Source organism: Streptomyces sp. NPDC006872 (genome assembly GCF_040635845.1).
Taxonomy (GTDB): Bacteria; Actinomycetota; Actinomycetes; order Streptomycetales; family Streptomycetaceae; genus Streptomyces.
In genome coordinates, this window is sequence record NZ_JBEYIL010000030.1 from 22,371 (window position 1) to 36,156 (window position 13,786).

The following is a 13,786-nucleotide window of genomic DNA, read 5'->3' on the forward strand; positions in this document are numbered from 1 at the left end:
GCGGACGACGCCCCGCGAACCCGTCCGGTCCGGACGAGCGCTACGTCGAGTGCCACGATGGCTGATGGCCGTAAGCAGGGCAGTAGTGCCGCGCGGCCGGAGCACGGGTGAGGAGGATCAGGACAGCCCGTCGGCATCGGCGGTGAGCACGCACCCGCGTATGGAGGTGTCGAAGTCGGCTGCCCTGCTCGTCCAGGACAGGAAGACCTTCTGCGACGTGTCGCTGCCGAACAGGGCTGCGACGCTCAGGTCGGCACGGTCCGTCGCGACGCCGGGGGAAGCCTGGACCTTTGGCCCGATCAAGGACCCGGAGTCGGAGCACAGCTGTGCCATGACCGTCGGCACGGCAATGTCGAGGTTCACGCTCTGCTCTATCCATGCGAGGACGAAGCGCCCGCCCGGGAGCACTGTCAGTGCGGTCGTCAAGGGGAAGCTCTGCGGTGAACCTCCCAAGATGCTGGCTGGCCACGGCGGCGGTCTGGATCGCGTCGGGGTCGCTGGCCAACTCGGTGTCAACGTGCGAGGCGACGAATCGTCCGTTGTCGAGGGCCGTCAGTACGCTTCGGCCCGTGAATCCGAATCCCGTGACGTCGGTGTGGATCTCACCGGTTCGCGGTGTGCCGTCGAAGGTGAAGACCCGGTAGACGAATCCGCCGCCGCCCGACATCTGGCCATCGGTCCAACCGACGACGAAGTCCCCGTTGCTCAGCAGCGTCACGGTGGCCTCGCCATGGAGGGCCTCGCTGGTGTTGACGGCGATCTCGCTGCCCTCCTTCCGGCCGTCGGGGCCGAACCGCTGGGCGCGGATGCGCTGCTGCGCGCCGCCGCCCGTCCAGGTGACCAGGCAGCCGCCGTCGATCGTTCGGGTGACCGTCGGCGGCCACGCGGGATCGATGGAGCCGGTGCCGACCTGCACCGGCGGTCCGACCGGCTGCGAGTCGATGATCCGTCGCAGGACGACGTGCGGAGCCCGGAGGGGCTGGTTGGACGGCGGCTGCTCGATCCAGACCACAAAGGTCTGCACTCCAGTGGAGTCCGCGAAGGGCCACCGTCGCTCCGTGTCGTCGGCCGGTGATGTGTCGCTGACCGGGAACTCCTGCCCGACTGCCGTGCCGGTGGGGTCGACATGCCGTCCCTTGATGCCGACGCCGCTGTCCGCCCAGGCCGCTGTGAACAGCGTGCTGCTGAGCAGCGCATCGGCACACGGCTGCGGTTGACCTTTGATGGGGGACATGTTGAGGGCGAAGTCGATCATGATCGTCTCCAGGTGAGGCGAGCGGCCTCAGGCGCCGCCGTGCGAGTCCGGGCCTGCGGCCGGAACCCGCCCCCGGACTCCACGCCGACCGCGTGGCAGGTGGTGTCCGTCGGAAGTCGCCCTTCCCAGAGGACTGGTCGCGGTTGTCGGGGTCACCGGTGCCCGGCTCACACTCGGAAGCTCTCGATATCCGACCTCGCACGGGTGAGGCCATGGGCCGAGATGGCCCTCAGCCACGACGTGCGTCTGAGCAGTCGCAGCGGACTCCCTGGACGGACGTTTCGTCCCTTTCGGGCTATGCCGGGCGGGAGTCGCCCGCTCGCTCGGCTCCGGCGTCTCCCGGACCTCAAATGCGCCGCGCGCAACGACGGGCCTGGTACTGCGGGGGCGCACCGACAACCCCCGCGGAAGGCTGATCGACCGCGCGCGGGCGGCAATGCGGCAGGCCTTTTCGCGATGCGGCCGGAGCCTCCGGGCAAGTGGGCGCACTGCGCCCCGCACTGGAGCAGTCGCCCGTGTTATCCCGGGCGTGTCGCCGAGGGGTACCGGATGGGGGATGTGCTGTGGGCGCCGGCTTCGCAACCCAAGTATTCTAATTCCGGCAATTAGCGCAAAAGGGTAAATCCTCGCGTCGGTTGAGGATGCGGGCAGCCGTTCGAACGAGACTCGACACCGCAGGAGAGGTACATACCCTGATGAATCGCGACGTGGCGGCGGCAGCTCCGGCGGCGGAGGCGGTGCGGGCCGTCGGCCAGCGTGGGCCGGCCGGTTCCCGTGAAGCCGGTCTTCAGCCTCCGACGGTGAGCCTGCCCAAGGGCGGTGGGGCGATCAAGGGGATCGGCGAGAAGTTCGCCGCCGATCCGGTGACCGGCGCCGGGGCGATGAGGGTCCCCGTCGCCGTCAGTCCGGGCCGTGCCGGCTTCGGCCCCCAGGTGTCGCTCACCTATGGCTCGGGCAGCGGCAACGGCCCGTTCGGGATGGGCTGGAGCGTCGACCTTCCCGCGATCACCCGGAAGACCGACAAGGGTCTGCCTAGGTACGACGACGCCGCCGAGTCCGATGTGTTCATCCTCTCCGGCACCGAGGACCTGGCCCCGGTCCTGGTCGAGCAGGACGGCGGGTGGGTACGCGAGCAACTGCCGGCTCGCACCGTGGGCGGCACGCGGTACCACGTCCGCCGGTACCGTCCTCGCGTCGAAGGCCTCTTCGCCCGGATCGAGCTCTGGATGAGCGACGCCGACCCCACGGACGTCTTCTGGCGAACGATTTCCCGCGACAACGTCACCACCTGGTACGGCAGGACTCCTGACTCCCGGGTCGCCGATCCGGACGACCTGTCGCACGTCTTCGCCTGGCTGGTCTGCGCGAGCCACGACGACAAGGGCAACCTGATCACGTACGGCTACAAGCCCGAGAACGACGAGAACGTGGACCTGGGAAGGGCCGGTGAGCGCAACCGGCAGCGCCGTGCCAACCGCTATCCCAAACGGATCCGCTACGGCAACCACGCCCCTTATCTGCCCACGCTCGCCCCCGAGGCCGACTGGCCCGCGTTGCCCGCCGACGACCAGTGGTACTTCGAGCTCGTGTTCGACTACGGCGAACACGACGCGACGACTCCGCTGCCGCAGGACGCCTCCGGCTGGCAGGCGCGTCCCGACGCCTTCTCGACCTGTCGCCCCGGTTTTGAGGTGCGGACCCACCGGCTCTGCCGACGGGTGCTGATGTTCCACCACTTCCCGGACGAGCCGGAGGTCGGCGTGGACTGCCTCGTCCGCTCGACCGACTTCACGTACGCGCACGACGAGACGCCGGCCGACCCGCGCCATCCGGTCTACGCGAAGCTCACGGCGGTGACGCAACGCGGCTACCGGCGCCAGGGCACCGGCTACCACGTCCGGTCGTTCCCCCCGGCGGAGTTCGGTTACACCGAGGCGGTCGTCCAGGACACGCCGGGCGAACTCTCCGCCGACAGCGCCGCGAACCTTCCGGCCGGTCTCGACGGCAGCCTGTACCGATGGGTCGACCTCGACGGCGAGGGACTGTCGGGGGTCCTCACCGAGCAGGGCGGAGCGTGGCTGTACAAGCGCAACCTCAGCCCGCTCGGCCCGGCGAGGGGTGACGGGCGTCCCGAAGCCCGGCTCGGCCCGGTCGAGGTGGTGACCCCCGTTCCCGGGCTCTCGCCTTTCGAAGGCGCGGAGTTCCTCGATCTGGCGGGCGACGGGCGACCGGACATCGTACGCCTCACCGCCCCCGTCCCAGGATTCCACCAGCGGTCGGAGACCGGAGGCTGGGAGCCCTTCACCGCGTTCCGCGCACTGCCCAACCTCGACTGGGACGACCCGAACCTGCGCTTCGTCGACCTCGACGGCGACGGTCACGCGGACGTCCTGATCACCGAGGACGACGCTCTGGTCTGGAACGCGTCCCTCGCGGGCGAGGGATTCGGGCCGGGGCGACGATCGGCCAGGACACGGGACGAGGAACGCGGTCCCGCGCTCGTCTTCGCCGACGGCGAGCAGTCGGTGCACCTCGCCGACATGACCGGCGACGGCCTGACCGACCTGGTCCGCATCCGCAACGGTGAGGTCTGCTACTGGCCGAACCTGGGCCACGGCCGCTTCGGGCCGAAGGTGACGATGGATGACGCGCCCTCCGACCGGCCCGAGCACTTCGACAGGCTCCGGGTACGCCTGGCCGACATCGACGGATCGGGCACCACCGACATCATCTACCTGCACGCCGACGGAGTACGCGTCTACTTCAACCAGTCCGGCAACGGCTGGGGCCCGCCGCTGACACTGTCGGCGCTCCCCCCGGCGGATTCCCTGACCCAGGTCGCGCCGGTCGACCTGTTCGGCAACGGCACGGCGTGCCTCGTGTGGTCGTCGCCGCAGCCCGCCGACGCGCGTCGCCCGCTGCGCTATCTGGACCTGATGGGCGGACAGAAGCCGCACCTGCTGATCAGTGCGGTGAACAACCTCGGCGCGGAGACCGAGATCCGGTACGCGCCCTCGACCAGGTTCTACCTGCGGGACAGACTGGCCAGCACGCCCTGGGTGACGAAACTCCCGTTCCCGGTGCACGTCGTCGAGCGCGTGACGGTACGCGACAAGTGGCAGGGCACGAGTTTCTCCAGCACCTACAGCTACCACCACGGCTACTTCGACGGGCCGGAACGCGAGTTCCGCGGGTTCGCCCGCGTCGAGCGGGTGGACGCCGAGGACTACGGTACCTTCGGCGGCGCGAACGCGGGCAGCCCGTTCGTGACCCCGGACCACCGGCTCTACCAGCCACCGGTCAAGACCGTCAGCTGGTACCACACCGGCGCGTGGCCCGACGGCGAACGCGTCCTGCACCAGTTGCGGCGCGAGTACTTCCCGAGCCGGCTCGGACAGCGGCCCGCCACCGGGGAACCCGCCGACACCTTCCGTGAGCACGACCCACCGGATCCGGACCTCGACGCACACGGCCTGCCCCCGGACGAGCAGCGCGAAGCGCTGCGGGCCTGCCGTGGCCTGCTGCTGCGGGAGGAGGTCTACGAACTGGACGTCGCCGAACTGGCGGAAGGCAGGCAGACGCCGATCAGACTCTTCACCGCGACGTCGCACTCCTGCCACATCCGGCTGGTGCAGCCGCGGAGCGGCAACCGCCACGCGGTCTTCCACGTGACGGACAGCGAGGCGGTCGGCTACCACTACGAGCTCGATCTGCGCACCGCACCACTGACCCCCGACCCGCGGATCACCCACACGCTCCACCTGAGAACCGACGAGTACGGCAACGCCCTGCAGACGGTGACGGTCGGATACCCGCGACGGCAGGCGTCACCTGACGACCCGCTGCTGACGAACGGGGCTGCCGCACTGATCGCCGCAGTACAGGGCGAGCTCCACCTCGCCTACGCCGAGCAGGACTACACCCGTGACCGGACGGACGATCCGGACAGCCACCGCCTGCGCCTGCCCTGCGAGAGCCAGACCTGTGAACTGACCGGGATCCGGACCGCCGACGCCGGGGACGGCCGCTATTTCACGCTCGACGGACTGCGCGCGTTCAAGCTCAGCGATCGCCATCAGACAACCGGGACGCCGGTGGGCGCCATTGCGTACCACGAGCTGCCCGACCGGACGACGCCACAGAAACGACCGGTGGAACACACCCGGTCGCTCTTCTTCGACGAGGCCCTGACCGGCCCGCTGCCGCTCCGCGACCTGACCGCCCTAGCCCTGCCGTACGAGACCTACACACTCACCCTGACCGACGCCCTGCTGACGACCGTCCTCGGCGACCGGCTGACACCCGACGTCACAGCGGTCCTGGACCGCCAGCCGGTCGGCGGCTACCTCAGCGGCCCGGACCTGACCCAGCGGCTCGGCGCGGACACTGCGGGGCAGTACTGGCGCTGCTCGGGAATCGCCGGATACCGGGCCGACGCGCGGCTGCACTTCCTGCTGCCCGAGCGCTACACCGACCCGTTCGGCAACGTCACCCTGCTCGACCACGACCCGCGCGACCTCTTCCTGTCGGCGAGCACGGACGCCCTGGGCAACCGCACCGAGGTCACGGCGTTCGACTTCCGGGTCCTGGCGCCTCGTCGCCTCCGCGACGCCAACGGCAACCGGACCGAGGTGCTCTTCGACTCGCTCGGCATGCCGGCGGCCACGGCGCTGAGCGGCAAGGGGGGCGAGGGCGACGACCTCACCGGACTCGACGGCACCCCGCTCGACCCGGACCTCGACACCCTGACGGCGTTCTTCGTCACCGACGACTACGATCCGGCGCGGGCGGCCGGACTCCTCGGCCGCGCGACCGCCAGGCACCTGTACCACTTCGGCGAGACAGCGCACGACGGCACGGTCGTATGGGCGCAGCATCCACCGTGCACCGCCGGGATCGTCCGCGAGAGGCACACCGCCGAGCAGGCCGACAGCCCCGTGCAGACGACCTTCGAATACTCCGACGGCGCCGGAAACCTCGTCGCCACGAAGGTCCAGGCCGAACCCGCCGTGCCCGGCGGACCCCTGCGCTGGGTCGGGCGCGGACGGACGGTCCTCAACAACAAGGGCAAGCCCGTCAAGCAGTACGAGCCGTACTTCAGCGCGCCTGAGGTCGGCCATCGCTATGAGGAGGCGCCGGAAGCAGGCGTCACACCGGTCCTCTTCTACGACGCGGTCGGGCGGCTGGTGCGCACAGAGTCGCCCGACGGCGCGTTCAGCAGGGCCGAGTACTCGCCCTGGCAGGTCACCGCCTTCGACGCCAACGACACCGTGCTGGAACCGGGAAATACCTGGCACGCGCGGATGAGCGCATCCGCGGTCGACGCGGAGCGACGTGCCGCTCGGCTCGCCGCCGCCCACGCCGGTACGCCTGCCCTCACCCTGCTCGACAGCCTCGGCCGGTCCGTGGTGACCGTCGCGCACAACCGCACGGACGGCGTGGAGCAGAAGCACGTCACCTTCGTACGGCTGGACGCCGAGGGCAAGGAGCTGTGGACGCAGGACGCCCGCGGCAATCGGGTGGTGCAGCACATCACCCCGCCCGTGCCCGATGGCACGCGCCCGTTCGACGACGCCCGCAACATCCTGCTCCAGGGCTTCGCGCCGTGCTACGACATCGCCGGGCACCCGCTCTTCCAGCACAGCATGGACGCCGGGGAACGCCGGATGCTCCACGACGCCGCGGAGCGACCGGTCTTCACGTGGAACAGCCGGGGTTTCCGCTCCCGCACCACCTACGACGCGCTGCACCGCCCGGTCGGTGTGTTCGTCTCCGCGGCCGGCGATACGACCCTGTCCGGCGCGCCGCGCGATCCGGCGCTGCCGCCCGACCCCGAAGCCCTGCTCGAGTACCGGGTCTACGGCGAGACGCATCCCGACAGCGGCGCGAACCTGCGGAGCAGACTCCACCGGATCTACGACGGTGCGGGCGTGACGACCAGCGAACGCTACGACTTCAAGGGCAACCTCATTGAGGGCAATCGCCGCTTCACCCGTGACTACAAGGCCGTGCCGGACTGGTCGGCACTGGCGGGCCTCACCGACCCGGGCCAGCTCACCGCCGCCGCGGAGCCGTTGCTCGAACCCGCCCCGCCACTGGGCACGCAGACGCGGTACGACGCCCTCAACCGCCCGACGACGGTTACGACACCCGACGGCAGCATCCACCGCGCGGCGTTCAACCCCGCCAACCTGCTGGAAAGCGTCGAGGTCAGCCTGCGCGGCGTGGCGGCCGGGACGCCGTTCATCACGAACATCGACTACAACGCCAGAGGCCAGCGGGTACGGATCGACTACGGCAACGGCGCGAGCACCGCGTTCGACTACGATCCGGTCACCTTCCGGCTGAACAGCGCGCGCACCACCCGGCCGCCCGTCGCCGACGTCACCGCCTCCGTGCTGTTCGCCAACGCGACCGTGGTACAGGACCTGCGTTACACCTACGACCCGGTCGGCAACGTCACGCGGATCGAGGACACGGCGCTCCGCACCACCGTGCAGGCCGGGGCCGCCTGCGACTACACCCATGACGCCCTCTACCGTCTCGTCGCCGCGAGCGGCCGCGAGCACAGCGGCCAGACCGACTTCGCACTCGCCCCGAGTGACACCAGCCGCCGCGACCATCCCTTCGTGGGCGCCCGCATCCACCCGAACGACCTGCAAGGGCTGCGCGACTACGTCGAGCGGTACCGGTACGACGCGGTCGGGAACCTCATGGCGGTGGCCCACCACACCGGCCAGGACGTTGACCAACCGGGCCAGACCCTGTGGCAGCGCCACCACCAGTACGCTCTCGACAGCAACCGGCTGCTCTCGACCAGCCTGCCCGGCGAGCCCGCCGACCTCCCCGACTACGCGGCCGAGGGCGGCCACGCCGCGAAGTACGGCCACGACGTGCACGGGAACATCACGCAGATGCCCCACCTGCCGTTGATCCACTGGGACCACAAGGACCAACTGGCCGCGACCGCACAGCAGGTGGTGAACGACGGCACCCCCGAGACGACCTACTACGTCTACGACTCGGCCCACCGGCGGGTGCGCAAGGTGACCGAGACCCAAAGCGGTGCGATCAAGAACGAGCGGAGGTATCTGGGCGACTACGAGATCTATCGCGAGCACGCCGGGAGCTCCGTGACGCTGGAGCGCGAAACCCTGCACATCAGGGACGGCAGGCTGCGCGTCGCCATCGCCGAGACCGCCACCATCCCCGCCGAGCCCCCGCGCATCCGGTTCCAGTTCGGCAACCACCTCGGCTCGGCCTGCGTGGAACTCGACCAGGGCGGCGCCCTGATCGCCTACGAGGACTACCACCCCTACGGCACGACGGCCTTCCAGACCGGGCGCAGTGCGGCCGAGGTCGGCCTGAAGCGCTACCGCTACACCGGCAAGGAACGCGACGACGAGACCGGCTTCGGCTACCACGGTGCGCGGTACTACGCGCCGTGGCTCGGCAGGTGGGCGAGTGCGGATCCTCTGGGGATCGGCGGCGGCGTCAACGTATACGCGTACGCCTCGGCCAACCCCGTGACCTACCGCGATCCGAGCGGGCTTTCGATCGAGCAGAACGTACTCAACGAACTGAAGGACACGTTCAAACAGAAGGGGATCACCTACGCCGAGGAGGTGAGTTTCTACGTCCTGGACGAATCAGGGAAGCGAGTGATCAACGCCGGGACCGGCAAGCCGCTGGAAGGAAGGTCGGATCTGGTCTGGGAGGACCCCGAGACGGGGAAGATCAAGTTCCTCGAGGGAAAGGGAACGGCTTCCTCATCGAAGACGGTGAACCAGGAGCAGTACATCCCGGAATTCGAGAAGGGCGGCGGTTGGGAAATCAAGGGAACCAAAGGCGGGAACCTGGGACTGGGCAAGGGGGTTCGTGGATCCGTCAAAGGCGGGGGGTTCAAGTTGGTCCATTCCGGAGACCTCAAGCAGTTCATCGCCGACAACCTGGCGAAATTCAAAACTTCCCCCGGAAAGAGCTTCCGCTTCGTCACCGTATCGGCGAGTGGCGAGCGGTCTGTGAAGTTCTTCAACAGCGCGGAAGAGTTGGCGCGCTTCCAGACCGCCCGAGGCTCCGGGACGCCCGGCCAGATCGAGCCTGCCGCCGGTGCGCCCGAGCGGGTGCCCTCACCGGGCAAGCCCGCCGGCGGTACCGGTACCGAACCACGACCGGCCGCCCAAGGGGCACCGAACGCCGGAGCCAAGCCTCCCGCCTCCGTTCGCTTCACCAACGCCGTGGGAGGGTTCTTCCATGTCCTGAACGTCTACGCTGCCTACAAAGAGATCCAGGCCCTGGCCCAGGGGAAGGACCTGACTCCGAACGGCTATTACGACTACGGGCTCGGAGGCCGTGTCATCAACGACTTCAAGAAGCTTCCCGAGGGATTCTCCAGTTCGGTCATCTCTGCGCCGGACGGCTACGGACCGGGTTTCTACGAGAAGCGAAATGGCGACATCTACAAGGACGGCAAGCTCCTGCACATCATGCAGGAGGGCCGACTTGTGTCAGGAGGCGCCTGACGGATGTCCGACACCGCCGGGACCGCGCGCAAACGCCGCACCGTTACTCGATCGACCACCGGTCCGTCCGCCTCGCGAAAGCGGGGACGGAGAGAAGCCGCACGCGGACTCCGCGGACTCACCGCACCGCCGACAAGAGGCTGCCGGTGGCGCGCCCGTCAGACCGAGGCGAGGCGGGCCAGCAGCGCCTGACCGTCCGGGACGCCGAGTCCCGTGCAGGCGTCCCAGCCGGGCGTGGTCGCGAAGTCGCCGATGTCGCCCTGGACGATGTCACGGAAGCCGTCCGGGCTCACCCCCGGGGCCGCGCCGGCGTACAGCACGGGCTGGAGCATGCCGAGCGGGCGGCCGAGCGCCTCGGAGAGCCGGACGGTCAGCGCGGCCCAGAGCGGGGCCACGGCGCTCGTGCCGCCGATGACCTCGTCCCGGCCGCGGATGAGTACCCGGTACCCGCTCGTCGGCGAGGCGTTGGCGGACACATCGGGCACGCCGCGCCGGCGGCCCTGGCCGTTGCCGTCGGGCACGCCGACCTTCGCCTGCCAGACGGGCTGCTCGAACTTACGGCTGACGCCGCCGGAGGCGGACCCGTTGCGGTCGTTCCACACGGTCTCGGAGTTGACGGTGCTGGTGGCGGCGTCGGCGTCCAGACGCGTACCACCGCAGGCGAGGGCTCGAGGGCTCGAGGCGGGGAAGTCGGTGTGCGCCTGGCCCGTCGGGTCGCCGTCGCTGCTGCCGTCGTCTCCGGCGGCCACGCAGACGGTCACGCCCATCGCGGCGGCGTCGGCCAGCGCGGCGTCGAGGATCGCGCGGCCCTGGGCGGTCCACGAATCCTGGCTCATGCCCCAGCTGATACTCACCACCGTGGGCGTGGGCTGGGCGAACACCGCGGTGCTGATGGCGTCGGTGAAGCCCTGCGCACTGTTCTCCGCGAAGTACACGACCTGACGCGCCCCGGGCGCGAGCGCGCCGATCACCTCGATGTCGAGCATCACCTCCCCGTCGGCGCGGAGGCCGCGCCCGGGGTGTTGCTGCCGGCGCCCACCTCGACGACGTCCACGGTCGGCGTGGGGATGCCCAGTTCGGCGAAGTACGCGTCCAGGTCGCCTTCCGGGATCCCGCCGCCGAGCTCGACGACGCCGATCGTGTGGCCGCTGCCGTCCGTGGCCTGGGGAAAGCGGTAGACCTTGCCGAGGTCGACGGGCGAGTACGACGTGTGGGCGGCATGGGCCTCGATGCGCTGGATGTGCGGGCGGGCCTGCGGCCGGTTGTCCAGGCCCGTCACGCCCGTCACCACGCCGTCCCACTCCGGCAGAATGCGCAGGTCGCCGGTCCGCTGCCGGTGCTCGAGAACGTGTCCCTCGTGCGCCGGGTCGGGGGTCGTGACCTTGGTCAGCGAATCGGCCTCCACCACGGACCGCAGCTGACCGAGCGTCCCGGAGACCTTGACCCGGCGAGAGGCCGGATCCGCTTCCGTCACCGTCAGTCCGTGCTGCTCCGCCGACCGCTTCACCATGTCGATGTCGGCCGGGTCGGCGCCGTACCGGGCCGCCAGTTCCTCCCGGGTGGTCGTCTCGGGCCCTTCGACCAGTGCGTCGGGGATCTCGTTGCGACGGCGGAGGACCAGCGTGACATCGATGCGTTCTGAATCGCTCACCGCTCCGGCCGAGCGCGCGTCCGCGTGGGCGCTGCGCTCACTGCCTCGGAGGGGGATCAGGCGCGTGTTGTCCATGACTTCGAGCGTTTCACCGAAACGGGGATTCGCATCCTGCGGCATTACCGAGGGTAGTCGTTTGGCCGGTATGACGACCGTGGGATCGCCTCCGGCGCGCGGAAGCCGGTGTTGCACTCGCGGTCCGGTCGTCCGCGCGCCTCGGGGCGGCACTTCCGCTCGCGCGGGCCGGCCTTCCGGTGAGGACCGTCCGGCAGAGCCCGTCACTGAAGGACTCTGTCGGGGATCTTGGAGTTTCCCGGTGCGCCGGCTTGGTCAGCGGCATGCTCGGGACTGTTTCGAAGACCGATGCAGTTGTCGAGGTGTCCGTTGTCGCTCCGCCCCCGTTCCGGTGAGCAAGTCCCTTCTCTGACCGCGCAGATCGCGGGGGGAGGCGACCCGGGCGGGACGACGGCGATGTGGGTGAGAGACCGGCTGGACGGGCTGTGGTGCGACGAGGACTTCGCTCCCGACCCCTCGCCCACCGCCGCCCCGCTGATCGTGGCACGGTCCACCAGGTCCGGCGGGCAGGCGAGTGCCGCAGCGGGAGCCCGCCCAGCAGGTACAGATAGCCCCTTCGTTCTCTTCGGCTTCGGCTCAGTCATCGGGGAGTGCGCGGATGGTGAACTTTTCCGGTGGCATCAGACCGATGTGCTCCGCGGGGACGAAGTCCCGCTCACCGAACCGGAACAGCCGGTCGCATGTTCTCGCTGGATGGTCCAGATACGGCTGCAGGACGCGTGATTGATACACCGTCAGCTTGCCTGTGGCTTTGAGGTCTGCGCACCACTCGCCGGAACGCAGCTCCTTTCCCAGCAGGCCGAGGTCGGCGTCTATACGCGACAGGTGGCCGCCGACGTCGGCCCATTCGGTGAACACGTCGATCAGCTCGCGTGCGGTCTCCCGAAGGTCGTCCGGTTCGAGGTGCACGTGGCGGACTTGGAGGCGGGCGCGATGGATGACGTAGCGGCAGTGGATGAAGCGTTCCAGGACGCGGGTCGCACGCGCGTGGTCGGGTACGCCGAACTGGGCACAGAGGTAGTCCTGGGGGGATGTCGATCGCAGCATGGGGACGACGGGCGTGAAGGCGGCGGGGACGTCGGCGCCCTCGTCGCCGGGGATCAGGCCGCTGTAGGCGTGACGTACGTCGTCGACGGTCAGGATGCCCCATGGCCGGTGCAGCCACCGCAGTACGACTGCTTCCGCGTTCGGCTGCCGGGGCCTTTCCAGGAAGTACAGCCATCGCCAGATCGTGTTGCTCGCGGTGAAGACGCAGTCCGCGTCGTCGTCGCTCAGCTCGCCCTGACGGCGTAGCGAGAAACCGATGTGCCGGAGCGTCTCCGCGGTCCGCTCCGCCGACGGGTCCGGCGAGCGATCGGGCAAGCAGTCGGCGAGCAGCTGCTCGGCGTGGCGGGTCAGGCCGTCGGCGTCGATCCCGAGCCGCACGATGCGTTCACGCAGGCCCGGTATCCGTGACAGAAGTGCCGTCAGCACCGCTTGGGCATAGGTGAACCAGAAACCCGCGCCGTTCGGCACCGAGGAGCGGGCGATCAGTTCGTCGAGCAGGAACCCCAGCATCACGGCGAACGCGCCGCCCTCGCCTGCCTTCCGCGTCGCTTTCCGGTGAGCGCGGAGCAGCGCCGCCACCGACGAGCGGATCTCCGTGATCTGCTCCTCGTCGAGCAGTTCGCCGATCGAAGCGGCCAGGCGTTCGAAGGGGACGAGCCGGTCGTTCGCACCGTCGTTCCCGGTGAGCGCGAGGAGGAAGTCACCCGTCGACCAGACCTCCAGGTCCTGGAGCATGTCCCGGAACGGTTCGTGATGGATCGAGGCGACGCGGTCACGTCCGTCCAGCCGCAGCCCGGGACGCAGACTGTTGCGCAGGGTCTCGTCCATCGCGTACGTCAGCTGCTCGCCGACACCGTGCGCGATCCGACGGCCGCTGCTCTGTTCGTACATCAACAGGCAGTCCCCCGGTTCCGCGAACATGCGCTCGTCCCCGTCGGGGTGGTGGCGGCCCGACTCGGTGACACGCGTGGCGAATCCGTCCAGGGGCAGGCCGATCTCCTCGGCGTACGAGCGGAAAACCCGTGTTCTCGGCACGGTCACCGACCGGCTCGGCACGGCGACCTCGGCGGCGTAGAGCAGTGCGCGCACTCCCCGCAGCGAGTCGGGGCCGCTGTCCCGGTGCCACTTCCACCGGTAGAAGTGGCTCGCGCGCAGTCGCTGGTACGCCTGGTGGTGCCCGGGGGACAGCCGGGTGCGCAGAATCTCGTCCAGGTCGGTCTCGACGCCGTCGGGCAT

General features: G+C 69.6%; 6 protein-coding genes. 2 read left to right on the forward strand and 4 right to left on the reverse strand.

Annotated features, from left to right (window positions below; translation table 11 throughout):
• Positions 1 to 117 precede the first annotated feature (117 nt).
• Positions 118 to 363 (reverse strand): hypothetical protein, encoded by a 246-nt coding sequence (locus ABZ725_RS48830; RefSeq protein WP_358808842.1) that lies wholly within the window; start codon positions 361 to 363, stop codon positions 118 to 120.
• 91 nt (positions 364 to 454) lie between these two features.
• Between ABZ725_RS48830 and ABZ725_RS48835 the strand changes: the two genes are divergently transcribed.
• Positions 455 to 1,075, forward strand: coding sequence for a hypothetical protein (locus ABZ725_RS48835; RefSeq protein WP_358808843.1), 621 nt, complete (start codon positions 455 to 457; stop codon positions 1,073 to 1,075).
• An 875-nt stretch (positions 1,076 to 1,950) separates the two neighbouring features.
• A complete protein-coding gene (locus ABZ725_RS48840) occupies positions 1,951 to 9,777 on the forward strand; it encodes a SpvB/TcaC N-terminal domain-containing protein (RefSeq protein WP_358808844.1) in 7,827 nt (2,608 codons plus the stop codon).
• A 158-nt stretch (positions 9,778 to 9,935) separates the two neighbouring features.
• Here ABZ725_RS48840 and ABZ725_RS48845 read toward each other — a convergent pair whose 3' ends face one another.
• The 3 genes from ABZ725_RS48845 to ABZ725_RS48855 all read right to left on the reverse strand — a co-directional run bounded on the left by ABZ725_RS48845 (position 9,936) and on the right by ABZ725_RS48855 (position 13,786).
• Positions 9,936 to 10,763 carry a S53 family peptidase gene (locus tag ABZ725_RS48845; protein ID WP_358808845.1) on the reverse strand — a complete coding sequence of 276 codons (828 nt, stop codon included), beginning with the start codon at positions 10,761 to 10,763 and terminating at the stop codon, positions 9,936 to 9,938.
• Positions 10,763 to 11,503: a protease pro-enzyme activation domain-containing protein gene (locus ABZ725_RS48850; protein ID WP_358808846.1), complete on the reverse strand. Its 741-nt coding sequence runs from the start codon at positions 11,501 to 11,503 to the stop codon at positions 10,763 to 10,765. The genes ABZ725_RS48845 and ABZ725_RS48850 overlap by 1 nt, the downstream gene beginning before the upstream one ends.
• Before the next feature lie 576 nt (positions 11,504 to 12,079).
• On the reverse strand, positions 12,080 to 13,786 hold the full coding sequence (locus ABZ725_RS48855) for a hypothetical protein (RefSeq protein WP_358808847.1): 1,707 nt from the start codon (positions 13,784 to 13,786) through the stop codon (positions 12,080 to 12,082).